The following is a 24,146-nucleotide window of genomic DNA, read 5'->3' on the forward strand; positions in this document are numbered from 1 at the left end:
GGAGTTCATGGCGGCGGGGCCCTGCTCTCGGGCGAGGCCGCCTCGGAAGGCGGCTGCGATTCAATGGACAGCCGGGGTGTCACGCGTGGCGGCGGTGCCTCACGCGTCGCCGCCGGTGGCGCGGGCCACGGCGAAGAGGCTCATGCCCACCGGCAGCTTCACGTGCGACTCCGCCCGCGCAATCAGGGGCGCCAGCGTGTCGTAGAGCTTGAGCTGGAGCTTGGGCACCGAGCGGCGGCGCAGCAGGCGGCTGTTGACGAACCATCCCGGCAGGCCGGCCAGGTTCATCCACTCCAGGGTCTCCACCTGGAAGCCGTTCTCCTCCAGCACCGCGCGCAGCGTGGAGGGCGTGTAGCGGCGGTAGTGGCCCACGGCCTCGTCGATGGCGCCGAAGAGTTGCTGGAGCGCGGGCACCAGGATGACCACCCGGCCCCCGGGCGCCAGAATCTGCTTGAAGCGCCGGACGGCGGACGCGTCATCCGGGATGTGCTCCAGCACGTTGGAGAGGACGATGGTGTCCAGCCGCTCCGTCTTGAGTGACTCCCAGTCCGCCAGGGCCACGTCGGACAGGTACGGCCGGATGTGCGGCTTGCCGCGGAAGAGGTTCTTCAGGCGGTCCACGTAGAAGCGGTCCACCTCCAGCGCGATGAGCAGCTCCAGGCCCGACTCCAGCTCGCGGGTAATCGTGCCGATGCCGGCGCCAATCTCCAGCACCCGGCGGCCCAGGTGCTCGCGGAAGCGGCGGCCCAGCCACTGGTTGTAGTGGACGGCGCCGTCCATGCGCTCCAGCGTGGTGTAGCCCTCGTGCTGGTTGTCCGCGTCGTCGCGCACCGTGGCGTAGCGGACCAGCGTCTTGAGCCGGGACAGGTGTGCCGCGGGCGTCCGGCGAGGCACCGCGCCAGGCGGCAGCGTCACCTCGGTGAGGCGGAACAACTGCGCGGCCAGCTTCACCACCAGCTCCGCGTCCACCGCGTCGTCGTCGCTGGTGAGCGTGACGGAGCGCAGCGCCTCGGTGCGGAAGGCGCGCAGACCGGTGAGCGGGTCCGTCAGCGGCACGTCGGTGACGAAGCGGGTGACGTGACCCAGGGCCCGGTCCGCCAGCAGCTCCGGCGCCAGCCCCTGCGCCGTGCGCAGGCCGAAGACGGCGTCCGCGGTGTCCGCCTGGATGGGGCGCACCAGCGCGTCATAGACGTCCTGCGAATACGAGGTGTCTGGATCCTGCAGCACCGTCACCGCGCCCGACACCTTCTCCAGCGCGGCGCGGATGGCCGCGCCCTTGCCACCCGGCACCGTGAGGACGTGCACGTTGGGCGAGGAGGCGGCGTCGACGGAGCCCTCTCCAGCGAGGACGACCTCCGCGCCAGGAGGCAACGCCTGGGCGAAGCGGGAAGCGGCAGCCGCGGTGTCGGGCGAGAAGGGGAGGACGAAGGAAAGCGGTGGCGTCACGCCGGGCTGACTAGCACAGGCGGCTCGGCCATGCGCGTCAGTGCCCGCGAAGAAGCGTGGATGGAGGGCATCCAGGCGACCGCGGAACGATGGACAACCCCGCGGGGACACGGCACGCTCGTCGCGGTCCCCAAGCGTGTGGGTGTAGGTCGGCGGAGTGCCGCCAGGCCGTGGAGTCGCTCTGGAGACAGCAGGGAGACGTGACGTGGATGGAACCGGTTTCGACCCCGCCGGCGGCGCTGGTGGCCTGACGCCCGCGGGCCTCATGCAGTATGTGCGCGCGGTGTGGCGCCGCAAGTGGGTCGTCCTTGGCGTGGCGGTGGTGGTGGCGGCGCTCACGGCCGCCCACACGTTGCGCCAGCCCAAGGTGTACTCGGCCAGCGCCTCGCTCATCATCGACGTGATGGCGCCTCGCTTCCTGGATGGGGAAGTGAAGGAGGTGATGGGCGAGGAGCGCAGCAACTACTGGTTCAACAAGGAGTACTACGCCACCCAGAGCCAAATCATCACCTCGCGCGCGGTGGCGGGCCGGGTGGTGGACAAGCTGGGCCTGTCCACGGACGCGGACTTCCTGGGCTTGGCGCACATCACCGACGAGAAGGCCCGCCTGCAGGCGATGCAGGGCGCGGACGCGGTGGCGCTGGTCCAGTCGCGCATCCGGGTGATTCCCGCGAGGGACTCGCGGGTGATGAACATCGCGGTGGATGACTTCGACGCCAAGCGCGCCGCGCTGCTGGCCAACGAGGTGGCCGCCGCGTACATGGCGGAGAACCTGGCCCTCAAGCTCCGGACGACAGAGGACGCGCGCGACTGGTTGGAGATTCGTCTGGCCGAGCTGGAGTCGCAGTCCAAGACGAGCGAGCTGGCCGTCTACGACTTCAAGAAGGACGCGGACATGCTGTCCACGTCGCTCGAGTCGAGGATGAGCATCGTCAGTGAGCGCATCAACAGCTTCAACCTGAAGCTGACCGAGGTGCGCATCCAGATTGCCGCTCAGCAGGCGCGGGTGGAGGCCATCCACCGGCTGCGCAAGGCATCTCCGGAGGATGAGACGTGGGCGGAGGCGCTGTCGGGCGCCTCGGACGGACCCATCCAGGACCTGCGGCGCAGCTACACCGAGCTGCGCATGACGTGCGCGGAGCTGGGCGAGCGCTACCTGGCCGAGCACCCGAAGCTCCTGGAGTGCAACCGCAAGCTGTCGGTGGTGCGCGAGGACTTCCTCAAGAGCCTGAGCAACGTGGTGCGCAGCGCGGAGACGTCGCTGGCGGAGTCGGTGGCGCAGGAGAAGAACCTGGTGCGCCTGCTGGACGCGGAGAAGTCGGAGGCATTCCTGGTGAACAAGAAGGCCATCGAGTTCGACCGGCTCAAGCGCGATTCGGACAACAACCAGCGCCTCTACGAACTGGTGGCCAGACGCCTGAAGGACATCGAGCTGTCAGGCATGCTGCGCACCAGCAACGTGCGCGTGCTGGACCCGGCGCGGCCCATCCTGGTGCCGGTGAAGCCTCACGTGCGCCGCAACCTGGCGGTGGGGCTGGTGCTGGGATTGCTGGCGGGCCTGGGCGTGGTGCTGCTGCTGGAGCTCCTGGAGAACAGCGTGGCCACGCAGGCGGACGTGGAGGAGCGGCTGGGGCTGGCCTTCCTGGGCGTGATGCCGCGGCTGGACGGCAGCAAGGCGCCACGCGAGCGGGACCTGCACGTCCACCGCGAACCCAAGTCGACAGCAGCGGAGTGCTGCCGCGCCATCCGCACCAACCTGCTGTTCATGTCGCCGGACAACCCGTTCAAGACGCTGGTGGTGACGTCCAGCGGGCCGCAGGAAGGCAAGTCCACCACCTGCATCAACCTGGGCGTGGCCATGGCCCAGAGCGGCAACCGGGTGCTGCTGCTGGACACGGACATGCGCCGGCCGCGCCTGCACCGCGCCTTCGGAGTGCCCAACGAGCTGGGCATCTCCTCGCTGGTGGTGGGTGAGGGCACGCTGGACGCGGCGGTGAAGAGCACCGAGGTGCCCGGCCTCTTCGTGCTGCCGTGCGGACCGCTGCCGCCCAATCCGGCGGAGCTGCTGCACACCCAGGCCTTCACGGACCTGCTGAAGGCCGCCTCCGAGCGCTTCGACCGCGTCATCCTGGACAGCCCGCCCATCAACGCGGTGGCGGACGCGGCGGTGCTGGCCACGAAGTGCGACGGCGTGGTGCTGGTGCTGAAGGCGGCCAAGACGAACCGCGAGTCGGCGCGGCGTGCGCTGCGCTCGCTGGCGGACGTGCAGGCGCGCATGTACGGCGCCATCCTCAACGACGTGGACCTGTCGGCGCCGCGCTACGGTGACTCGTATCTGGGCTACCAGGGCTACGGGCAGTACGCGGAAGACTCCAAGGATGGGGTGGCGCAGTCGTGAACGCGCCATCAGCGGGCGCGGGCTTGCGGGTGCTGCACCTGGGCAAGTTCTATCCTCCCGCGTCGGGCGGCATGGAAGCCCACGTGCAGACGCTGGCGCGCGCCCAGGCGGCGCTCGGCGCGCAGGTGGAGGTGCTGTGCGCCAACCATGCCGCGGACGGCGCGGGCACCAGCCACGAGTTCCAGGGCCGCAGTCCCACGTGTGAGACGTGGGACGGACCGGTGCGCGTGACGCGCCTGGGCCGGCTGGCCTCCGTCGCGCGCATGGACGCGATGCCGGACCTGCCGCGCATGCTGGGACGCGCGTTGTCGCGGGGCGTGGACATCGTGCACCTGCACACACCCAACCCGACCTGGGTGCTGGCCCTGGATGTGGCGCGCCGGCTGCCTCCTGTCTTCATCACCCACCACAGTGACGTCATCCGGCAGAGGGTGGCGGGCGCGCTCTTCAAGCCCTTCGAGGCGCTGCTCTACGCGCGGGCCCGGCGGGTGCTGGCCACCAGCGAGGCCTATGTCTCGGGCTCACCGCTGCTGCGCGCCTTTCGCGGCAAGGTGCGGGCGCTGCCGCTGGGGCTCGACCTGGCGCCGTACCTTCATCCCTGCGCCGCCGCGCGGGAGGCGGAGGCCCACTGGCGGGCACAGGCCGCGGGCGCGCCGCTGTGGCTCATGGTGGGGCGGCTCGTCTACTACAAGGGCCTGTTCACCGCGCTGGAGGCCCTGCGCCGGGTGCCGGGGCGGCTGGTGGTGGTGGGGCAGGGGCCGCTGGAGGCGGAGGCTCGACGCCGGGCGCGCGCGCTGGGCGTCGCGGACCGGGTGACGTGGGCGGGCTATCTGCCTCCGGATTCGCTGGTCGGCGCGCTGCACGCGGCCACCGCGCTCTGGTTCTGTGGCAATGCCCGCAGCGAGGCGTATGGGTTGTCGCAGGTGGAGGCCATGGCCAGCGGTCTGCCTGTGCTGAACACGGCGATTCCGCACTCGGGCGTCGCGTGGGTGAGTCTGCATGAGCAGACGGGGCTGACGGTGCCGGTCGGCGACGCGGAGGCCCTGGCGGCGGCGGCGCGGCGACTCCTGGAGGAGCCCGGGTTGGCGCAGCGGCTGGGGCGCGAGGCCCGGGAGCGGGCCGTGGCGGAGTTCCGGCATGACGTCATGGCCTGGCGCAGCCTGTCCCTGTACTCGGAGGCGCTGGGCCGGCCCGCGCCGGTGATGGCGCCCGACGTGGCGCTGCTGCGCTTGACGGGGAGCGTATGAGCCATCCCCTGCGCGTGCTGCACATCTCCAGCGGCAACCTCTACGGTGGCATCGAGACGCTGCTGCACACGATGGCGCGCGAGCGGAACCTTCGCCCGTCGCTGTCACATGCCTTCGCGCTCTGCTTCGAGGGCCGGCTGGCTCGGGAGCTGCGCGACGCGGGCGTGGAGGTGCATGTGCTGGGGCCCGCGAAGACAGGCCGGCCCTGGTCCGTGTGGCGCGCGCGGAGCGTCCTGCGCGAGCTGCTGCGCGGCGGGCGCTACGACGTCGTCATCTGCCACGCCATCTGGCCTCAGGCGCTGTTCGGGCCCGTGGTGCGCACGGCTGGCGTTCCCCTGGCCTTCTTCCAGCATGACGCACTGACTGGCCAGCATTGGCTGGAGCGGTGGGCGCGTGTCACGCCGCCCGACCTGGTGCTGACCAACAGCCGCTTCGCCGCGGGCACGCTGGTGTCCGTCTATCCCCAGGTGCCTTGGCATGTGACGCACTGTCCGCTGCCCATGCCACCGCCGGCGCTGGGGGCGTCCGAGCGCGCGCGCGTGCGCACGGAGCTGGGGGCCTCCGAAGGGGACGCCGTCATCTTCCACGCCAGCCGGATGCAGGAGGGGAAGGGCCAGCGCTTGTTGCTGGAGGCGCTGGGCCGGCTGCGAGCGGTGCCGGGCTGGTGCGTCTGGTTCGCTGGCGGCGCTCAGCGTCCGGACGAGGAAGCCTATCTGGAGGGCCTGCGGGCGCAGGCGAAGCACCTGGGGATCGAGGGGCGGCTGCGACTCCTGGGGCAGCGCTCGGACGTGTCGCGGCTGCTGCGCGCCGCGGACATCCACTGCCAGCCCAACTCGAGGCCGGAGGCGTTCGGTCTGGTCTTCGTGGAGGCGCTCCAGGCGGGCCTGCCCGTGGTGACCACGCCGATGGGGGCGCGCTGGAAATCGTGGATGCCTCCTGCGGGGTGTTTGTCCGCCCGGAGCCGGAGTCACTGGCCCTGGCCCTGGGGCGGCTCATCGAGGACCCCCAGACGCGTGCCCGGCTGGGCTCGGCGGGGCCCGCGCGTGCCGCGGCGCTGAGCGATGCGGGAGGCTTCCTTCGCGGCATGGAGGAGGCGCTGCGCGCGCTGTCCGAGCAGGCGGTGCCGGTGTGAGGGCGCCCCAGCTTCAGGGCCCCGGCGTGCTGAAGCGCCGGTACGTGCGCCGCGCACCGGGGGCCGCGTTGGAGGCGGTTCCGGAGGAGCCGCGCCCACCGCGCCCGTCGCTCGAGGTGCGCGCATGGGCGGCGGACTGCTGGCGTCGAGCCGATTGGTGCCGCTCTTCGTCGGTCTGCTCATCTGCTGCCAGCTCGCGCTGCTGGTGGAGGCCATCGCGCCGCTCCGCGTGGCGGTGCGCGTGCTGGCCTTCGGCGTCAGTCTGGTGCTGCTGGCGCTGGTGCGGGGACGGAGTCTGAAGCACCCGGCGCTTCCCTTCATCCTGGCCGCGCTGGGCATCACCGCGCTCCAGCTCTTCAATCCTGGCACCGGTGCCCCGCTGGCGGCGGTTGCGCAGTTGGGCATCCAGCTCGCCATCGCCGCGCCACTGCTGTGGGTGACCCGGCTGGCCATCGACCCGAAGACGTTCCGTCGCACGCTCGCGCTGCTCTTCTTCTTCAACGCGGCCAGCGCGGGCGTGGGCGTGCTGCAGGTCTACTTCCCCGGACGCTTCCAGCCCGCACTGTCCGCCGCGGTGCAGGGCCAGGGCGAAGGTTATGTGAGCAGCCTCAAGTTCGAGACCTCGGACGGCGTGCGCGTGTTCCGCCCCATGGGGCTGACGGACATTCCGGGCGGCGCGTCCACTGGCGGCTTCTACGCGGTGCTGCTGGGCGGCGGCTTCCTGCTGTCATCCCGTCGTGGGCTGACGCGCGTGTTGAGCGTGGGCGGCATCCTGGTGGGGCTCTTCGGCATCTACCTGTCGCAGGTGCGCGCCACCGCCGTCATGCTGGTGGTGTGTCTGGTGGCCCTGGCGGCGGTGCTCCTGGTGAGTGGCCGCGTGGGACGGTTCCTGGCCCTGCTGGCGGTGGTGGGCACCGCGGGCGTGGCCACCTTCGGTTGGGCCGTGGCGGTGGGCGGCGACGCGGTGATGAATCGCTGGGCCTCGCTCTTCGCGGCCAGCCCCGACGAGGTGTACCACCGCAACCGCGGCTACTTCCTGACGGGGACCTTCGCGGACGTGCTGCCTGAGTATCCGCTGGGCGCGGGCCTGGGCCGCTACGGCATGACGAATGCCTACTTCGGCGACAACAGCGACCGCGAGCGCCCGCCGTTGTGGGCGGAAATCCAGTGGACCGCCTGGGTCTACGACGGCGGCATCCTGGGCGTGCTGTTCTACCCGCTGGGCGTGTTGATGTCGCTGCTGTGGGCCTTCCGGGTCGCTCGCAGGCGTGACGGTCCGCAGGACGAGTTCTGGCTGTGGGGCAGCGTCCTCTTCGCGTACAACCTGGGCGCCTTCGCGCTCACCTTCAGCTATCCGTTCTTCATGAGCCAGACGGGCATGGAGTTCTGGTTGCTCAACGCGGCGCTCTTCGGCGCCCTGGCCCATGCGAAGACCGTACACCCTCATCGCCGGTGACTTCGTGGATACCGGCGGCATGGACCGGGCCAACCTGGCGCTGGCGCTCTGGCTGGCGAAGCAGGGGTACCCAGTCCGGTTGGTGGCACACCGCGTGGCGGAGGTCCTCCTGCGCCATCCCAATGTGCGCTTCGTGCGAGTGCCCAAGCCCGCCAATGCGTATCTGCTCGGCGAACCGCTGCTGAGCGCGGTGGGCCGGGCCTGGGCGCTGCGTACCCGCGCCGAGGGCGGCCGCGTGGTGGCCAATGGGGGCAACTGCCCGGTGGCGTCCGCCAACTGGGTCCACTACGTCCACGGCGCCTATGCCTCCGAGCCCAGCGGCGGTGTGCTGCGCCAGCTCAAGGGCCACGTGAGCCACCGGTACTACGTGCGTTCGGAGCGGCAGGCCCTGCGGCGCGCGCGCGTCATCATCGCCAACTCGGAGCGCACGCGGGATGATGTGGTGGCTGCCACGGGCGTTCCTGCGTCCCGGGTGCGTGTCATCTATCTCGGTGGGGATGCGGAGCGCTTTCGCCCGGTAACCGCCGAGGCGCGCCGTGAGGTCCGCGCGTCCCTGGGGTGGCCCGAGTCCCGGCCCGTGGCGCTCTTCGTGGGCGCGTTGGGCGACCGTCGCAAGGGCTTCGACACCCTCTTCCAGGCGTGGCTGCGGCTGTGTGCACGTGCGGATTGGGGCGTGGACCTCAAGGTCGTGGGCTCGGGCGCGCAGCGGGATGCATGGGAGCGCGAAGCCGCGGACAGAGGACTGGGGGAGCGCATCCAGTTCCTCGGCTTCCGTGACGACGTGGCGCGCTTGCTGTCGGCGGCGGACGTGCTGGTGTCGCCCACGCGGTATGACGCATATGGGCTGAACGTCCACGAGGCGCTGTGTGCCGGGCTGCCTGCGTTGGTGAGCCGCTCGGCGGGCGTGGCGGAGCGCTACCCGGAGGCGCTGTCGGGCCTGTTGCTGGACGCGCCGGATGACGTGGACGCGTTGGTGCGGCGCCTGGAGGATTGGCGCCAGCACGCCGCGGCCTGGTCGCCTCATGTGGCCGCGCTGTCGGAGACGCTCCGGGCGCAGACCTGGGACACCATGGCGGAGGCCATCGTGGACACGGTGGAGCGCGAGGGCTGAGGCGCCGGCTTCGTCAGCCGCGCCGCTCCAGGACCTCGGTGAAGAAGTCCAGGTGTGCCTTCGCCACCACCGGCCACGAGAAGCGGGTGACGGCGCGCTCTCGGCCCCGTGTGGCCAGTTCTTCTCTGCGCTGGGGACTCTCCAACAGGTTGGCGATCGCCTGCGTCCAGGCGGACACAGACGCCTCCGGCAACACGATGCCCGCATCGTCCATGGTGCGCGGGACTTCGCCCGAGTCACTGCCGAGCACGGGCACGCCACACGCGAAGCCCTCCGCCAACATGCGGCCGAACTGCTCCCGCCATTGGCGCGTCGTCTGACTGGGGGCGCACAGCATGTCCATGGCGTTGAGCGCGCGTGGCACGCCTGAGTGGGGCACGCCGGTGAGGACTCGCACCGATTGGGGGTGCCGGGCCGCCCAGTCACGCAACGCACCTTCCATCGGGCCACCGCCCACGAAGAGCGCGCGCCACGGGGTGTCGAGCGCGTCGAGCGCAGCCATCAGCAGGGGCACGCCCTTCTCCGGGACGAAGCGGCCGAGAAATCCCACCACGGGTGGGCCTGAGGTCTCCCACCCGAGCTCGCGCCGCAAGGACTCGCCCGCGGCGCGATCCGGTTGGAACAGGTCCGCGTCCACGCCCATGGGAATGGCGCGCGCGGGACGCTCCGCATAGCCGGGACGGGTGAGGAGGTTGTCCCTCACGGTTTCACCCCAGGCCACCCAGCCGGAAGCGCGCTGGACGACGAAGCGCTCTGCCTGGGCGAAGGGCGGCGGGTAACGCTTGGACAGGTTCTGCGCGGTGCTGAAGACGAGCGGGATGCGACGCGGCGTGAGCAATGCCAGCTCCAGGCCGGCCAGCACATAGGGCTCTTCCCACACGTGCACCAGGTCCGCGCCGCGCGCGAGGTGCGCACGCACCTCCGGACCGTAGAGGAAGGTGTGGAGCGAGCGGCTGAAGAAGGCGCGCACGCCTTCCGTCCTGGCGGGCTCGTCCGCTTCGAGTCGCAGGGCGAGCGGGCTCAGGTCGCCGTGGAAGAAGCGGGGTGCCACCGTGGTGACATCCCATGCACCCGCGCCCACGCGCACCATCTCGTTGGCGAGGCGCCGGTTGAGGCCGACGACGTAGGAGTGGGAGAGGGTGATGAGCCGACGTGACTGCTTCAAGGGATGGGGGCTCCACGGCTTTCAAATGGGGGACTGCTCCGCACGAGCGTGCGGTAGAGGGTGAGCACCTCGCTCGCGTAGCGTTCGCGCGAGAAGCTCGCCGCCGCGGTGAGTCGCGCGGCCGTGCCCAGCCGGGCTCGCAGGGCCGCGTCCTCCAACAGCGTTCGCATCGCCTGGACCAACGCGTGCACATTGCCCGGCGGTATCAGCAGCGCGTCCGTGCCATTCGTGAGTGCCTCCGCCGCGCCGCTCGCGCTGGAGACGATGGCGGGCCGCCCGCAGGCGAGCGCCTCCGCGATGGTGAGGCCGAAGGGCTCCCGGCGGGTGCTGGCGTGAACGAAGACGTCCAGGGCCCGGTACACGGAGGCTGGATGGGACTGGAAGGGCACCAGGCCCACGCGCTCCGCCAGGCCGCGTGAGGTGATGAGCCGGCGCAGTTCATCCTCGGAGAACTGCGAGCCGGGCGTCTGATACAGCGGCGCGCCCACCAGGTAGAAACGCACGGGCAGGGCGGGGTACAGGCGCGTCAGCGTCGCCGCGGCTTCGAGGAAGACGTCCTGGCCTTTCCATCGGGCATAGGTGGCCACCAGTCCCACGCGGAGCGTGCCCTCGGGGGCTTCGGGTAGACCGGCCAGCCGGTCCAGTTGTGCGCCGTCCGCGGGGCCGGGGGAGAAGTGCGTGGTGTCCACGCCGTTGTAGACGACGTGCACGGGCACTCGGAACAGCACCTCGCGCGTGTCGTCGCCCACCGCCCGCGAGTTGGCGATGGCCGCCGATGCGAGGGGCGACAGCAGCCTCAGCGCGCGGCGGACCAGGGGCCGTTCGCCCAGGAAATCGTGGATGTGCCACACCCGCTTCAAGGGCAGGCCCGCGGTGGCGGCGCTGAGCAGGTGCGTCTTGATGCCGTTGGAATGCACCAGGTCGGGGCTGATGTCGGCGACGTCCCGGCGGAGCGCGCGTCCATGGTCCACCAGCAGTCCGGATGTGGGCGCCAGCCGACGGGCGAAGCGCAGCGCTTCCAGTGGACCGTGGCCTCGCAATGCGGAGTCGCCCAGCGTGGACAGGTGCTCTGGCAATGGCAGCAGCCGCGCATCCACGCCCAATGCGCGCGCTTCGTCGAGCAGCGGCCCCGCGGTTCCGGCCAGCAGGTGGAGCGACAGCGTTGAGTCCTGTTGCTTCAGGCACGCCATCAAATCGAGGAGCGCGCGCTCGGCTCCACCAAGGATGCCCACGGGATTGAGGAAGAGGAGGCGCACGGCGGGTGGACCGAAGCAAACACCTCTCCCCGGGTCAAGGCACGTTGCTGGGGCTTGCGGCACTGGCAACGCCGCCGCGCACTGTGTTCGCGCGATGACCCTGGGCATGTCCGTATCGCCAAGGGCGAGCGGAACGCTCCGGGTGGGGCGGAGCCTGCCGACCTCACGGCGTGGAGGTACCGAGCAGCCGCAGGTAGGCGTCCAGCACCGTACGTGCATGCGCGGCCCAGGTGAAGCGCGAGGCGCGGGTCAGCCGTGCCTCGCGCGAGGGCTGTGCGTCATGGCCGGCGAGCAGCGCGGCCACGGACTCCACCCACGCCGGCACGTCCCCCACGGGGCAGTAAGTGCAGGCTGCTGCTCCGACCTCCCGAAGCACGGGCAGGTCGCTGGCCACCACGGGGGCACCACAGGCCAGCGCCTCGATGACGGGGAGCCCAAAGCCCTCCGCCTCGCTCGTCACCAGCACGGCCGTCGCGCGCCGGTAGAGGCCCGCCAGCGTGGCCCGTTCCTGCCGAGGAGGCTGAAGCAACGCATCGCCAATACCCAACGCCTCCACCTGCGCGCGCTGTGTGCCGTTCAGTGCGCCGCCCTGCTGCACCAACCGAAGCTCCGGGTAGCGCGCGCGAAGCGCGGCGAACACGGCGAAGAGCACGTCCAGCCGTTTGCGAGGAATCGCGCTGCCGACGTGGAGCAGGTAGGGCCGGCCCCCAGTGGTGCGAGCACGGCTTCGCTGGCATCGGGCGTTCCGGGCGTGGGCTCCGGGCGGTATTCGGGGGACACGCCATACGGCGCCCAGACGAGCCGCGACTCCGGCACCACGCCATGCGCGAGCAGCTCCATGCGCACCGCCTGGGTGCTGTGGAACACGATGGCCGCGCGCTCCAGTCCCGCGAGCTGGGCACGGGCCATGGCGCGGAACCACGCTGGACGCGGCTCGCGCCGAGGCTCCAGCACGGAGCGGAACGCATCCAGGTCATGGCAGTAGACACCGGTGCGCGACGCGGGCAACGCGTGGACGAGCTGCGCGTAGGTGTGGTCCACCACGTGGAAGGCGTCGTGCCGCCCCCGGGCGAGCAGCGCACGGCCCGGGTAGAGGCCGAAGCGGGTGAGGAGCCGGTCCGCGTTGAACGCCGCGTTGCGCGCGCCTGCTCGGGGAAGCCGCCGCAGCACCGCGGGCATGTCTGGCCGCACGGCCGTCGCGTGGACCTCGGAGGGATGCTCGGCAAGTCCCGCCAGGAGGGCCTCGCCCACCAGTCCATGCTGGGCCAGCCTTCCTCGCGCGGGTCCATCAGCAGCGCCAGCCGGGCCGCGGTCTGGGGTGTCGCGTGGCGGGGCGTCATGTCGGGCCGGCGCGCAGCAGCGCTTCCACCGTGCGCTCCAGCGCGAAGTGCTCGCGGTAGATTCGGGCCGCGTGCTGGCCCAGCTCCCGCCGCGTGTCCGCGCTCGACAGCAAGCCCTCGGCGCGCTCCACCAACGCGGCGGGCGCCGTGCCTTCGGCCAATGCGACGGCGCCGTGTTCGCGCCACAGCGGTTCCGTGAGGTGCCCGGTGTTCGTGACGACAGGAAGCCCCAGGGCCAGGCCCGCCATGACCGTGGTGCGCCTCGTGCTCACGCCGTCCGGATAGGGCTGCAGGAGCACGTCACACGTCGTCAGATGCACCGCGATGTCGTCCAGCGCGAGCGAGTCCCTGACCACGAGCCGGCCTCGCAGCTCGGGGTGGCGCGTCTCCACGCCTTCGACGAAGGCGCGGCTGCCTCTGCCCAGCATCAACGCCCGGCGCGTTCCCTCACCGCGCAGCAACGGCACCAGCGCGGCCTCCAGGGGCTCAGCGGTGAGACGACCGAAGGTGCCGAAGTGTCCCAGCCAGGGCCCCTCACCCAACTCCGCGCGGAGCGCGTCCCCGGCGGTACGGGAGACATCGACGGGCAGATTGCTGGGAACCGGCAGCCAGGCCGCGTGGGGCCGGACGCGAGCGGGCAGGTGCTCCGCCCACTGGGGAATGGAGACGAACACGCGGTTGGCGGCGCTCGCCACCAGGCGCACCATCAGCCGCGTGGTGCCCGCCAGGATGTGGTGGCGCCAGGGGCCGCGCGGGCTCCACGGATGTACCGCCTCGTGGATGTAGACCCAGCGCGCGTCGTGCCGCCGCGCGGCGAACCACGCGCAGAAGGGGACGTTCATCGCCCTCAACCCCAGGGCATGGGGGACGTACTGGAGCAGCAGGCGCCGGGGCCCCGGGCACGCATCCAGCCCGCGTGACAGGCCGGGCAGTCCCCTGGGCGTCAGGAGGTCGGGGGCACGGTGCACGGTGACGCCGTCCTCGTCGCGGACACCACCTTCACCGGGAGCCCAGACGTGGACCTCCTGCCCGGCACGGGCGAGCGCGCGGCTCAGTTGCCGGGTGTAGTCACCGACGCCGCCGGGCCGCGGCGGGTACTCGCCGGTGAGGACATGCCAGGCGGGAGCGGTGCGCGAAGGAGGCATGGCGCGGCGTCAGGACACTTCCATGTCGCGGATGGCGAGGAGCTGGAAGGCGTGACGGGGCCAGCGCGTGGCGAAGGGCTCGGTGAGGATGGACAGGCGGCTGCCCAGCCGGAAGGGCCGGATGCGCGGCAGGGCGTAGTCACCGCGCAGGGGCTTCCAGCCGCTCATGCCGGTGACGTGGTAGCCGCGCAGCTCGAAGTCGTAGACCTCCCAGCCGGAGCGGTGCACCTGGTGGACGTTGTTGTCCCACTCGTCCTGGGGGAGGAAGCCATTGGGCGTGAAGATGATGACGCGCTTGCGCGCCAGCGACTCCATCATCTCCAGCAGCCGGAATCCGTCTGGCTTGTCGAAGTGCTCGATGACGTCCAGCGCGACGACGGCGTCGAAGCTTTTCGGACCGAAGCGCTGGCCCGCTTCCATCAGGTCCATGCAGTGGTACTCGCGGTGGATGCCCGCGGCCCGGCTGCGCTCGATGCTGGTGGGGTGGCCATCCACGCCCACCGTGTGCGGGAGCAGGTTCGAGAAGCTGTGGAGCGGCGAGCGCGAGCCACAGCCGATGTCCAGCACGCTGTCACAGATGCCGACCAGCGCCTCCTTCAGCGTGCGGTGGAGCACCTCGTGCTCGCCCACGAGGACTTCGCGCTTCAGGAACTGGAAGATGTTTCCACCGGGACGCATTGTGGGCGGACCGTAGCCCCGGCGCTTCGGGAAGGGCAACCCTGGCGCGGTGTCCAGGCAGGCGAGCGGGGCATCCCGCCGTGCGGGGAACGCGCGTTGCTTGTAGGCCCTGCGCGCTGTCGCTAGCATTTCCGTTCCCGCGCGTTCCCGCGCGCTGGCCCTGCCCAGGACACCCGGAGCGGGCCGCTCCGCACCATGAACGCGACCCCAGCGCCTGAAGCCACCGCCGTCGAAGTCAAGGCGCGCGCCCTGAAGGGCATGTTCGTCCTGGCGGCGCGGACCGTGGCGTCCCAGGGGCTGCGCGTGGTGAGCGCGCTGTTCCTGTCCCGGCTGCTCTTTCCGTCGGACTACGGCCTGTTTGGAATCGTGTCCTACGCGGCCTCCCTGGGCGTATTCCTGGGGGACCTGGGCCTGAGCGCGGCGCTGGTCCGTCAGCCGCACGAGCCCACGCGGGATGAGACCTTCACCATCTTCTGGTGCCACCAGGCGCTCACCGCCGTCGTGGTGGCCTCCGTCTGTCTGCTGGCCCCCCAGTTGACGCGCGGCTATGCGCTGGGCGACGGCGCGGTGCCCATGGTGTGGGCGCTGGCGCTGGGCCTGTTCCTGTCCTCGCTGCGCGTGATTCCGTTGATGGCGCTGGAGCGCCAGCTGGCCTTCCCCGTCATCGCCCGCGCCGAGTTGATTGAAAACGTGGTGCAGGTCATCACCACCATCTCCCTGGCGGCGCTGGGCTTCGGGGCCTGGGCGCTGGCGCTGGGCGGCCTGGTGCGTGGCGGGGTGGGGCTGGTGTGCATCTGGTGGGCATCCCCTGGCGTCCCCAGGGGCGCTTCCGCGTGGACGTGTTGCGGCGGCTCCTGGGCTTCGGGCTGGCGTTCCAGCTTCCGCCCCTGGTGGCGGCGATGGTGGCGGGCTGGGTGCCGCTGGTGGTGGGGCACCTGTTGGGCAAGGAGGCGGTGGGGCTGGTCAACTGGGCCTGGGCGCTGGCCTCCACGCCGATGATGCTGAGCGTGGTGCTCAACCGCGTGGCCTTCCCCGCCTACTGCCGGTTGCAGGATGACCCGGAGGGCTTCGCCGAGTACCTGCGCACGTCGCTGCGCCGGCTGTCCTCGGTGTTGCTGCTCGCCATTCCCATGGCGGTGCTGGCCGTCCCCGTGGCGGTGCCCTTCTTCTTCGGCACGCGGTGGCTGCCCGCGGTGGTGCTGGTGCAGTGGTTCAGCATGGAGTGCATCCTCACCACCCTGGTGGGGCTGCTGGCCACGGCGCAGAACGCGGGCGGCAGGCCCTGGGAGCGGCTGGCCGTCGTCGTGGGCGTGGGTGCGGCGAAGTGGGGGCTGGGGACGTGGGCCATCCAACGCTTCGGCCTGGAGGGCATGGGCCCCGCGGGCGTGGTGGTGGGACTGGCCGAGGTGTGGGTGACGGCGTGGCTGGTGGCGCGGCTCAACCCGTCGATGCGAGGGCTGGTGCGGCAGGTGGTGGAGCCCTTCATCACCCTGGGGCTGGTGCTGCTGGGGGCGTGTCTGGCGGCGCCGCGGCTGGTGGAGGAGGGTGTGGTGGCGCAGGCGCTGGTGGGCGCGGGGCTGTTCGCCATCCTGGTGTGGGCCCGTGAGCGCCTGCCGGGAACGCTGCCACTCCTGGGCGAGCTGAGGCAGATTCTCGAATTCATCCGGGCACGGAGGGCCGCGAGGCCAGCTCCGGTGAGCCCGGCGTCGACGTGAGCAGACACGCGGAGGTTCCCGATGAAGAAGCCCGACCTGGTCATCTCCATCGTCAATCACAGCAATCCGGAGTTGCTGCACGACTGTCTGCGCACGCTGTATGCGACGACGCGCGACAGCTCCTTCGAGGTCTGGATTGTCGACAACGCCACGGACGGGCGCGGCGTGGACGCCATGCGGCGCGACTTCCCCCAGGTGCGCTGGCTCTTCAACACGGAACGCAAGGGCTTCTCCGCCAACCACAACCAGGTGCTGCGCCAGGCCCGGGGCCGTCACTTCTGTATCTTCAATGACGACACCATCGTCCACGAGGGCGCCTTCGACGCGCTGGTGCGCTTCATGGATGACAACCCGCGCGTGGGCATGGCGGGCGCGCGGCTGTTGAACGCGGACGGCACCATCCAGAACTGCACCTTCCGGCCCATGTCGCTGGCCGGGCAGCTCTTCGACATCGTCTTCCTGCCGCGTCCCCTCCACTTCCTCAAGGCGATGGCCATCGACCCGGCGCAGTACGGCCACGACGAGGCCCGCGTGAGCTGGGTGCTGGGCGCCTGCATCGTGGTGCGCGAGGAGGCGCTCGCGGAGGTGGGCCTGCTCGACGAGCAGATGTCCCCGCTGGGCAACACCGAGGACACCGACTGGTGCGTGCGGGCCTGGAAGGCGGGCTGGGAGGTGGCCTTCTGCCCGGAGGCGGTGATTACGCACCTGACCAGCCGCTCGTTCCGTCCGTCCGACACCGGGGCGGACAAGGTGCGCATCGAGCTGTGGCGCACGCGCCTGGCGTACTTCCGAAAGCACCACGGCCGGCTGCACGAGACAGCCATGCGGGCCATCCTGGTGGGGACGTTGCCGTACAACTCAGCGGTGCTGACGCAGACGCTGCTGCGCGGGCGCATGAGCCTGCCGGAGTACCGCAAGCAACTGGCCACCTTCCTGGGCATCTCGCAGATGGGCCTGCGCGCCCGCGTGTGACATGCCGTTCTTCTCCGTCATCATCCCCACGTACAACCGGGCCCGGCTGCTGGAGGCGGCGCTCGCGTCCGTGTTCGCGCAGGAGGAGCGTGACTTCGAGGTGCTCGTCGTGGATGACGGCTCCACCGACGACACGCTGGAGACGCTGGCCCGCTACGGCGAACAGGTGCGCGTGCTCAGCCAGCGCAACGCGGGCCCTGGCACCGCGCGCAACCTGGGCATCCAGGAGGCCCGGGGCACCTACGTGGCCTTCCTGGACAGTGACGACGTGTGGTTCCCCTGGACGCTGGCCACGTACCGGCAGGTGCTCGAGGCGGACGGGACGTCGCTGGTGCTGGGCACGGCGGCGCTGTTCTCCCGGGCCGAAACCCTGGCGACGGTGAGCCGCGAGCCGCTCCAGGTGCTGCGCTTCGCGGACTACGGCCAGCGCGGAGGACCGGACGCCACGCACCGCGTGCGTGCTGGCGGTGCGCACGGAGGCGCTGCGGCGCGTGGGGGCTTCACCCCGCTGCGCATCAGTGGCGAGGACTACGACCTGCTGTACCGGCTGGGCACGGACCCGGGCTTCGCCTGGGTGCGCGCGCCCGTGGTGGTGGGCTACCGGCAGCACGTGGGCTCCACGTCCACGTCACTGGAGTCCGGCTACCGGGGCACGCGGTATCTCCTGGAGCAGGAGCGCCTGGGGCGCTACCCGGGAGGCACGGCCCGCAGGCGTGAGCGGCTGGAGATGCTGCTCTACAGCCTGCGCCACGTGACGCACTGGTTGTTGTCCCAGCGCCGCGTGGACCGGCGCTGGACCTGTACCGGCGCGGCCTGCCGCTCCACCTGGAGGCGCCGCGCTGGCGCTACGTGCTGGGCTTCCCGCTGTGGGCGCTGGCCACCACCTTGCGCCAGCGCGTGACGGGCCGTTGACGGTGCGGGGCTTCAGCGTCCGCCGCCCAGCAACCCGCCCAGCATCCCCCAAGGCCGCCACCGCCGGGCGTGTTGCCACCACCGCCCGCGCCGGCCAGCAGCGGCACCACGGAGAGGATGCGGCCCACGAGCGCGGGGTCCAGGCGCGACTTGAGGAAGTTCAGCAGCAGGGGCGCCACCAGGGACGCCTTGCTCGCGTCGATGTTGAAGCGGCCCAGCAGGGACACCACGGCGGCCACATCACCGGCCTGCCCCGCGGCGCCACCCAGCGCGCTCAGCATGCCGCCCGCGCCGCCCTCCTGGCCGGACATGAGGCCGCCCAGCGCGCCCATCAGCCCGCCCCCTCATCCGGCGCCGTCTGGGGCGCGGACGTGGCGCTGGGGGCCTGCTGCCGGTCTCCATCTCCGGAATGGCCTGGCCCATCTGGTTCGCGGCGTCGGGGCCCAGCTTCTCCTGCACCGTGCCCTGCACCCGCTTCAGCAGCGAGCCCGCCAGCCCCTGGGCCTGCGTTCCATTCACTCCGAGCTGCTGAGAGAGCTGTCCGATGAGGTCCATCCCTTGCCCCTTTCCTGTCGCGCGTCCGTGTGGAGCGCCTTTCTAGCGGGCCCCGCGAGGCGCCGTGGAAGCGTTGGTAGGGAATCGTTGCTCACGGACAGGCCGGGCGGCACGCGGGCCGGCCGCTCCCTTGCCTCCCCGCCGCCTTCACCCGGTCCGTGGCGGACTGCGCATCTTCGCTGGGGAGGCGTGTCATGCGGGAGGCGAACGCGGTGGGCTCGCGAGGGAAGGCGGCGGAGCGCGACACCCTGGAGTGCTGGGGCGGCGTCGACCTGGGCGGGACGAAAATCGAGGCCGTGGTGGTGGACCGCGCCGGCACCGTCCTGGGGAAGATGCGCCAGCCCACGCCCGCCGACGGCGAGCCCGGCGACGTGGTGCGCGCCATCCACGACGCCTTGGAGGGCGCGGCGCACGCGGCGGGCCTGACGTCCTGTCAGCTCCTGGGGGTGGGCGTGGGCGCGCCCGGCGCGGTGAACGCCAACGAGGGCACGCTGGGACATGTCAGCAACGTGGGCCAGGGCTGGAGTACGCCCTACCCGGTGGCGGGGGACCTGGGCGCGCGGGTGGGCCGGCCCGTGGTGCTGGGCAACGACGTCCAGGTGGCGGTGGCGGCGGAGTACCGGCTGGGCGCGGGCCGCGCATATCGCTCCCTGCTGGGCGTCTGGTGGGGAACGGGCGTGGGCGGTGGGCTGGTGCTGGACGGAGTGCCCTGGCGAGGCCGGGGCGCGGCGGGCGAGGTGGGCCACATGGTGGTGAAGCCGGGCGGGGCCCGTTGTGGTTGTGGCCGGCGCGGCTGCCTGGAGGCCTACGCGGGCCGCGCGTCCATGGAGCGCCGTGCGCACAAGGCGGTGCGCCAGGGCGAGACGACGATTCTCTTCGACTTGATGCGGAAGAAGGGCCGCACCCGGTTGACCAGCAGCCTCTGGGCCCGGGCGCTGGCGCAGGAGGACGCACTGGCCACGTGGCTCATCGGCCGCGCGGTGCGGATGCTGGGCGTGGGGCTCGCCTCCGCCATCAACCTGCTGGACGTGGAGGCAGTCGTCCTGGGCGGAGGCCTGGGCACGCGGCTGGGGCCTGAATTCGCTGGCCGCATCCACGAGGCCATGCGCCCGCACATCTTCGTCCCCGAGCGCCAGCCGCCCGTGCGCGTCGCGGAACTGGGAGAACTTTCCGGTGCCATTGGCGCCGCGCTGCTGGCCCAGCCACCCATGACGTGAGCCTGGGGACACAGGGCATGGGGCGCTCCGCCGGACGCCCTCCCGCACGCAGTGTGGTAGCCGACAGGACCCCGACCCCAGGCGCATGGAACGCCCGGGGGCCTGTCAGGTAGTCTCCGCGCCCTCCCGCTCCCTGGTCGGCTCCTGGAGGCACTTGTCGTTGGCACGTCGCGCACGGATTCCCAAGACCTTGTTCTTCCAGCGGCCCCCCTCCAACCTGTGGCCGTTGGTGGGCGTCATCCTGGCCTCGGCGGTGCTCGTCGGGGCCATGGAGCTGACCATTGCCGTCTTCTCGTCCGCGGGCCTGGAGGGCATCACCCAGCGCAACGTCTACTCCATGCTCCTCAGCGTGGGAGTCATCTCCGCGGTGACGAGCCTGCTGTGGGCGGTGACGAACCGGGTGGGAATCTCGGGGGCCCTGGTGGCGGCGGCGATGCTCTTCACCGTCACCCTGCACATCCGGAAGGTGCAGCTCATCGACCGGCCGCTGATGCCCTGGGACTTCCTGGAGTGGCGGCAGGTGACGTCGCTGGCGCCCACGCTGCTGCCCGGCGGCGGCGCGGTGGCGGCCATTGGTTCGTGTCTGCTGTTGGTGGCCATGCTCGCCGTCATGTGGCGCGCGGTGGCGCGCGGCACGCCCCGGTACCCGTTGCCCAAGGCCGGACGCCGCAACCTGGCGCTGGCGGCGGTGGCGTACCTGCTGGTCATCATCTTCCAGCAGCACCTGCCCGTGCGGCGCGTCTTCAACCGCTTCGGCATCTACGACCAGGTGTGGGACCAGCGCTCCAACTTCCAGATGAACGGGCTCACGCTGATGATGCTCTGGAACTGGGAGGGGCTGCGGCTGGAGCCGGGCAGTGAGTACTCCCAGGCGCAGGTGCACGCGGCCCTGGGTGTCCCTCCGGGCGTGGTGCCCGCCGCGCCCCAGGAGCCCGTGGACGTCGTCGTCTTCATGGCCGAATCGCTCTGGGACCCGACGCGGCTGGGCATCCCCTTCAGCGAGGACCCGCTGCCCTTCGTGCGGTCGCTCATGGGGAGCCACAGCTCGGGCAACCTCATCAGCCCGGCCTTCGGTGGTGGCACGGCCAACGCGGAGTTCGAGCTCCTGACGGGCATGTCCTCGTCGTTCGCCCCGGACGGCGCGTTTCCCTACCAGCACTATGTGATGCGGCCCGTGGACGCGCTGCCGTCGCTGTTTCGCCGCGCGGGCTATCAGACGGTGGCCATCCACCCGTTCCACGCGTTCTACTGGAGCCGCGACGTGGTGTATCCGTTGCTGGGCTTCGACACGTTCCAGTCGCTCACGGACTTCACTTCCCCTCGGCTCGAAGGGCCCTGGGTGTCGGACGAGGAGGTCGTCGACCACATCCTCCACGAGCTCTCCGACGAGCGTCAGCCGCGGTTCATCATGGCCGTGACGATGTCCACCCACGGGCCCTACAACCTGCCGCTCACCGGCGAGGAGCGGATCGAGGTGCAGGGCGAGAAGCTCTCGCCGGACAACCGGCTGCTCTTGAAGAACTACGTGCACAAGCTGCGGCAGATGGACTCGGCCGTGGAGCGGCTGGTGCGCAGGCTGGAGGCGCGCAAACGCAAGACGCTGCTGGTGCTCTTCGGGGACCACCTGCCGATGCTGGGCTCGGACTACGCGACCTATCGCGAGGCCGGCTACTTCCAGGAGCCCTGGACGGACGCGCAGCGCGAGCGCATGGCGGAGGTCCCCGTCGTCCTCTGGACGAACTTCCCCGTGCCCCGGCAGGACATCCACCTGAGCATCAGCATGCTCACCCCGCGCATCCTCGAGACGGCGGGGCTGCGGCCTCCGGGCTTCTTCGCCTTCGTCTCCGAATTGTCCAAGGTGCTGCCCGTGGTTCGGGGAGACCTGCTGCGCAACGCCTCCGGCGAATACCTGCCCGCGGGCGACAAGGTCCCCAAGGCCCAGGAGCCGGGCTCGTGGGAGGACTGGATGCGGCGCTACCGCCTGCTCACGTATGACCGGCTGGCGGGCGACAACTTCAGTGCGGCCCAGCCGGCCGGGACGGCGTCTTCGGAACCGCTGTGACGGAGGCCGCCGGACGCCTCACCCACGCGGGGAGCCTGTCCTTGCGCCGCAAGGCGGGCTGCTCCACCCACCGCCACGACAGGGCCGCCAGCAGCAGCACACAGGGGAATGCCACCGCCGCGTTCACCCACCACGCCGTGGGCCCGCCCAGCAGGGTGCTGACGGCCTGCTGCACGGGGAAGGCGTAGAGGTAGACGCCGTAGGACAGGTCGCCCCGGCGCCCGAAGTCCGCCAGCGCCCCCATGGGCCGGAAGGCGAGGTACAGCACGACGTATCCGCCCAGCAGGCCGGTGGCGATGCGGCAGCCGTATCCGAGCCGGGCCGTGATGAGCCACCCCACCACGCACGCCGCCGCCACCCAGGGGCTCATGCGCACGTGTTCGCGCAACTGGTACAGCGCCACGCCGCCGCCGAAGTACAGGTACAGCTCCGGCCAGAAGCCCAGCCGTCCGGTGACGAAGGTGGCCACCGCCGCGCCGACGAGGCCGAAGATGACCATGCCCTTGCGCAAGAGGCCCGTCAGGCCCAGGCCCAGCGTCAGCAGGTAGAAGCCGACCTCGTACTTCAGCGTCCACAGCGAGCCGTTGACGGCGTGGGGATAGGCGTTCGCCCCGAAGACGCCCGGCAGGTGCCACTGGGGCCAGTTCAGGGCGAAGTTGCCCAGCAGGTACAGGGCCGTGTCCGGGGCCGTGAAGTAGTCGCCCAGGGACAGCCGGGTGAAGGCCGGCCCCAGCACCCCCACCGTCAGCAGCAGCATGGCCCCCAGCCCGGGGAAGATGCGCAGCACCCGGGCCCAGATGAAGCGCGCCGCGTCGGGCGTCCGCTCCCAGCTCCGGGTGATGAGCACGCCGCTGATGATGAGGAACACCGCGACGCCCAGCCGTCCCAGGGAGAACTGTCCCCGGGTGAAGGGCTCCAGCGGCTCCACCGTCCCCTTGCCCTCGCCCAGGGGGAAGGCATGGCTGAGCAATACGCACGACGCCGCGGCGAAGCGCAGGAAGTCCAGGTTGTTGCGGCGCGAGTCGAGGCTCGCCTGCAACGTGGGAGCGGAAGGCCGGGGCATGGGGATGGAGAACGGTGCCATTCTCGCCCACCCCGCTCATTCATGAAAAGCAGGCAGGCCACCTCCGGGTGTTCTAGAAGTCCGCCACCTTCCCATGCGCATCCTGCTTGGCATCCACCATCCCTTGAACCCGGACATGGGGGCGCCGGGGGTGACGCTCGCGCTGGGGCAGGCGCTGGCGGCGCGGGGCTGCCAGGTGGACTACTTCAGCTACGACGACGCCTATCCCGGCCTGCGGCACCACACGACGGTGCACGAGCTGCGGTTCCCCTGGATGCTCACCGCGCACCTGCTGCGGGCCGCGAGCCGGTACGACGTGCTGGACATCACCACCGGGGATGCGTGGCCCTGGATGCGCTTGGGTCGTCCGGGGGCGCGGGCCCGCCATGCCCTGGTGACGCGCAGCCACGGCCTGGAGCACACCTTCTCCGAACGGCTGCGCGCCGACGCGCGTGCGGGGCACCTGTCGCTGAGCTGGAAGTACCCGCTGTACCATGGCGGCTATCGCCTCTGGGAGGTGCGCCAAACCCTGCTGCGCGCGGACCATGCGGTGCTGCTCAACACTCAGGATGTCGCCTACGCGACGGAACGGCTGGGCGTGCCCGCGCGTCGGTTGAGTGTCATTCCCCACGGGCTGGATGTGGCCTTCCAGGGGCTGCCTTCGCCCACGCCTTCCGCGCCCGGTGCGCCGCTGCGGGTGGCGTGTGTGGGGAGCTGGCTGGCGCTCAAGGGGCGCGCGGAGATGGTGGCCGCCGCCACCCACCTGCATGCCGAAGGCGTGTCCTTCACGCTGACGTTGTACGGCACGGGCAACCCGGAGGCGGAGGTGCTGGCGGCGTTTCCCGCTGGGGCGCGCGAGCACGTGCGCGTGGTGCCTCGTTATCCACGCGCCGAGCTGCCGCGCCTGCTGCGGGACGAAGAGGTGCTGTTCTTCCCCAGCCATTCGGAGGGCTTCGGGATGGCGCTGGTGGAGTCGATGGCCAGCGGGCTCACGCCGGTGTCGACGCCGGTGGGTGTGGCGCCCCAGGTCGTGCGTGACGGCGAGACGGGGTGGTTGGTACCGATGGGAGACGTCGCCGCGCAGGTGGCGGCGCTGCGCTCGCTGGCGGAGGATCGCGCTCGCCTGCTCCGGTTGCGTGAAGCCGCGCAGGTAGCGGTGCGGGACATGACGTGGCGGGACATCGCCGAGCGCACGTCAATCCTTTACGAGTCGCTTCTCCGCTCGCCGCGGACCGTCTAGAAAGGGCGCTTGCCTGGTCGGACTGCGGGCGGACGC

19 protein-coding genes and 1 pseudogene are annotated in these 24,146 nt (G+C 71.1%); 11 read left to right on the forward strand and 9 right to left on the reverse strand.

Going from position 1 to position 24,146, the window contains the following annotated elements; translation table 11 throughout:
* Nucleotides 1–99: 99 nt before the first annotated feature.
* Complete coding sequence (locus tag QEG98_RS05810; RefSeq protein WP_141588228.1) at nucleotides 100–1,446, reverse strand: bifunctional glycosyltransferase/class I SAM-dependent methyltransferase; 1,347 nt, start codon at nucleotides 1,444–1,446, stop codon at nucleotides 100–102.
* 205 nt (nucleotides 1,447–1,651) lie between these two features.
* On the opposite strand from QEG98_RS05810, the gene QEG98_RS05815 reads away from it, so the two are divergent.
* From QEG98_RS05815 to QEG98_RS05835, 5 genes are all read left to right on the forward strand, one after another.
* On the forward strand, nucleotides 1,652–3,844 hold the full coding sequence (locus QEG98_RS05815) for a GumC family protein (RefSeq protein ID WP_090485129.1): 2,193 nt from the start codon (nucleotides 1,652–1,654) through the stop codon (nucleotides 3,842–3,844).
* The gene (locus QEG98_RS05820) at nucleotides 3,841–5,091 is read left to right on the forward strand and encodes a glycosyltransferase (RefSeq protein WP_316566036.1); all 1,251 of its coding nucleotides are present in this window, start codon (nucleotides 3,841–3,843) and stop codon (nucleotides 5,089–5,091) included. Before QEG98_RS05815 ends, QEG98_RS05820 begins: the two co-directional genes overlap by 4 nt.
* Entirely contained in the window at nucleotides 5,088–6,149 is a 1,062-nt protein-coding gene (locus QEG98_RS05825) for a glycosyltransferase (protein ID WP_316566037.1), read from the forward strand. Before QEG98_RS05820 ends, QEG98_RS05825 begins: the two co-directional genes overlap by 4 nt.
* A 198-nt stretch (nucleotides 6,150–6,347) precedes the next feature.
* Nucleotides 6,348–7,679 carry a hypothetical protein gene (locus QEG98_RS05830; RefSeq protein ID WP_316566038.1) on the forward strand — a complete coding sequence of 444 codons (1,332 nt, stop codon included), beginning with the start codon at nucleotides 6,348–6,350 and terminating at the stop codon, nucleotides 7,677–7,679.
* The gene (locus QEG98_RS05835) at nucleotides 7,648–8,790 is read left to right on the forward strand and encodes a glycosyltransferase family 4 protein (protein ID WP_316566039.1); all 1,143 of its coding nucleotides are present in this window, start codon (nucleotides 7,648–7,650) and stop codon (nucleotides 8,788–8,790) included. Before QEG98_RS05830 ends, QEG98_RS05835 begins: the two co-directional genes overlap by 32 nt.
* A gap of 13 nt (nucleotides 8,791–8,803) precedes the next feature.
* Here the strand turns inward: QEG98_RS05835 and QEG98_RS05840 are convergent, their stop codons facing one another.
* The 5 genes from QEG98_RS05840 to QEG98_RS05865 all read right to left on the reverse strand — a co-directional run bounded on the left by QEG98_RS05840 (nucleotide 8,804) and on the right by QEG98_RS05865 (nucleotide 14,374).
* Entirely contained in the window at nucleotides 8,804–9,955 is a 1,152-nt protein-coding gene (locus QEG98_RS05840; protein WP_090485119.1) for a glycosyltransferase family 4 protein, read from the reverse strand.
* Entirely contained in the window at nucleotides 9,952–11,211 is a 1,260-nt protein-coding gene (locus QEG98_RS05845; RefSeq protein WP_316566040.1) for a glycosyltransferase family 4 protein, read from the reverse strand. The genes QEG98_RS05840 and QEG98_RS05845 overlap by 4 nt, the downstream gene beginning before the upstream one ends.
* 163 nt (nucleotides 11,212–11,374) lie before the next feature.
* Nucleotides 11,375–12,133: a glycosyltransferase gene (locus QEG98_RS05850; protein WP_410477964.1), complete on the reverse strand. Its 759-nt coding sequence runs from the start codon at nucleotides 12,131–12,133 to the stop codon at nucleotides 11,375–11,377.
* Between the two features lie 414 nt (nucleotides 12,134–12,547).
* Nucleotides 12,548–13,696, reverse strand: coding sequence for a glycosyltransferase family 4 protein (locus QEG98_RS05860; protein WP_316566041.1), 1,149 nt, complete (start codon nucleotides 13,694–13,696; stop codon nucleotides 12,548–12,550).
* A gap of 9 nt (nucleotides 13,697–13,705) precedes the next feature.
* Nucleotides 13,706–14,374, reverse strand: coding sequence for a class I SAM-dependent methyltransferase (locus QEG98_RS05865; RefSeq protein ID WP_090485111.1), 669 nt, complete (start codon nucleotides 14,372–14,374; stop codon nucleotides 13,706–13,708).
* A gap of 258 nt (nucleotides 14,375–14,632) precedes the next feature.
* Between QEG98_RS05865 and QEG98_RS05870 the strand changes: the two are divergent.
* The 3 genes and pseudogenes from QEG98_RS05870 (at nucleotide 14,633) to QEG98_RS05880 (ending at nucleotide 17,962) form a co-directional block, all read left to right on the forward strand.
* Nucleotides 14,633–16,089 (forward strand): annotated as a pseudogene (locus QEG98_RS05870) (oligosaccharide flippase family protein).
* A gap of 21 nt (nucleotides 16,090–16,110) precedes the next feature.
* Complete coding sequence (locus tag QEG98_RS05875; RefSeq protein WP_090485107.1) at nucleotides 16,111–17,061, forward strand: glycosyltransferase family 2 protein; 951 nt, start codon at nucleotides 16,111–16,113, stop codon at nucleotides 17,059–17,061.
* 1 nt (nucleotide 17,062) lies between these two features.
* Nucleotides 17,063–17,962 (forward strand): glycosyltransferase family 2 protein, encoded by a 900-nt coding sequence (locus QEG98_RS05880; RefSeq protein WP_316566042.1) that lies wholly within the window; start codon nucleotides 17,063–17,065, stop codon nucleotides 17,960–17,962.
* Here the strand turns inward: QEG98_RS05880 and QEG98_RS05885 are convergent.
* Together QEG98_RS05885 and QEG98_RS05890 are read right to left on the reverse strand one after the other, a co-directional pair.
* On the reverse strand, nucleotides 17,907–18,305 hold the full coding sequence (locus QEG98_RS05885; RefSeq protein ID WP_316568083.1) for a hypothetical protein: 399 nt from the start codon (nucleotides 18,303–18,305) through the stop codon (nucleotides 17,907–17,909). The genes QEG98_RS05880 and QEG98_RS05885 overlap by 56 nt on opposite strands.
* Entirely contained in the window at nucleotides 18,214–18,528 is a 315-nt protein-coding gene (locus QEG98_RS05890; RefSeq protein ID WP_316566043.1) for a DUF2780 domain-containing protein, read from the reverse strand. Before QEG98_RS05890 ends, QEG98_RS05885 begins: the two co-directional genes overlap by 92 nt.
* A 194-nt stretch (nucleotides 18,529–18,722) precedes the next feature.
* Between QEG98_RS05890 and QEG98_RS05895 the strand changes: the two genes are divergently transcribed.
* Together QEG98_RS05895 and QEG98_RS05900 are read left to right on the forward strand one after the other, a co-directional pair.
* Nucleotides 18,723–19,745, forward strand: coding sequence for an ROK family protein (locus tag QEG98_RS05895; RefSeq protein WP_316566044.1), 1,023 nt, complete (start codon nucleotides 18,723–18,725; stop codon nucleotides 19,743–19,745).
* Nucleotides 19,746–19,905: 160 nt separating this feature from the next.
* The gene (locus QEG98_RS05900; protein ID WP_186817671.1) at nucleotides 19,906–21,807 is read left to right on the forward strand and encodes an LTA synthase family protein; all 1,902 of its coding nucleotides are present in this window, start codon (nucleotides 19,906–19,908) and stop codon (nucleotides 21,805–21,807) included.
* Here the strand turns inward: QEG98_RS05900 and QEG98_RS05905 are convergent.
* Entirely contained in the window at nucleotides 21,761–22,870 is a 1,110-nt protein-coding gene (locus QEG98_RS05905) for an acyltransferase family protein (protein ID WP_410477965.1), read from the reverse strand. The genes QEG98_RS05900 and QEG98_RS05905 overlap by 47 nt on opposite strands.
* 94 nt (nucleotides 22,871–22,964) lie before the next feature.
* Between QEG98_RS05905 and QEG98_RS05910 the strand changes: the two genes are divergently transcribed.
* Complete coding sequence (locus QEG98_RS05910) at nucleotides 22,965–24,110, forward strand: glycosyltransferase family 4 protein (protein WP_316566046.1); 1,146 nt, start codon at nucleotides 22,965–22,967, stop codon at nucleotides 24,108–24,110.
* The last annotated feature ends 36 nt before the right edge of the window (nucleotides 24,111–24,146 follow it).

The organism is Myxococcus sp. MxC21-1, assembly GCF_032612255.1.
GTDB classification, from domain to species: domain Bacteria; phylum Myxococcota; class Myxococcia; order Myxococcales; family Myxococcaceae; genus Myxococcus; species Myxococcus virescens.

Excerpts from the sequence above, each read along its gene's own strand:
- QEG98_RS05880 (WP_316566042.1), top strand. The coding sequence starts at position 17,063 with ATGCCGTTCTTCTCCGTCATCATCCCCACGTACAACCGGGCCCGGCTG.
- QEG98_RS05910 (WP_316566046.1), top strand. The coding sequence starts at position 22,965 with ATGCGCATCCTGCTTGGCATCCACCATCCCTTGAACCCGGACATGGGG.
- QEG98_RS05890 (WP_316566043.1), bottom strand. The coding sequence starts at position 18,528 with ATGGACCTCATCGGACAGCTCTCTCAGCAGCTCGGAGTGAATGGAACG.
- QEG98_RS05825 (WP_316566037.1), top strand. The coding sequence starts at position 5,088 with ATGAGCCATCCCCTGCGCGTGCTGCACATCTCCAGCGGCAACCTCTAC.
- QEG98_RS05860 (WP_316566041.1), bottom strand. The coding sequence starts at position 13,696 with ATGCCTCCTTCGCGCACCGCTCCCGCCTGGCATGTCCTCACCGGCGAG.
- QEG98_RS05895 (WP_316566044.1), top strand. The coding sequence starts at position 18,723 with ATGCGGGAGGCGAACGCGGTGGGCTCGCGAGGGAAGGCGGCGGAGCGC.
- QEG98_RS05885 (WP_316568083.1), bottom strand. The coding sequence starts at position 18,305 with ATGGGCGCGCTGGGCGGCCTCATGTCCGGCCAGGAGGGCGGCGCGGGC.
- QEG98_RS05865 (WP_090485111.1), bottom strand. The coding sequence starts at position 14,374 with ATGCGTCCCGGTGGAAACATCTTCCAGTTCCTGAAGCGCGAAGTCCTC.
- QEG98_RS05905 (WP_410477965.1), bottom strand. The coding sequence starts at position 22,870 with ATGCCCCGGCCTTCCGCTCCCACGTTGCAGGCGAGCCTCGACTCGCGC.
- QEG98_RS05835 (WP_316566039.1), top strand. The coding sequence starts at position 7,648 with ATGCGAAGACCGTACACCCTCATCGCCGGTGACTTCGTGGATACCGGC.
- QEG98_RS05875 (WP_090485107.1), top strand. The coding sequence starts at position 16,111 with ATGAAGAAGCCCGACCTGGTCATCTCCATCGTCAATCACAGCAATCCG.
- QEG98_RS05830 (WP_316566038.1), top strand. The coding sequence starts at position 6,348 with ATGGGCGGCGGACTGCTGGCGTCGAGCCGATTGGTGCCGCTCTTCGTC.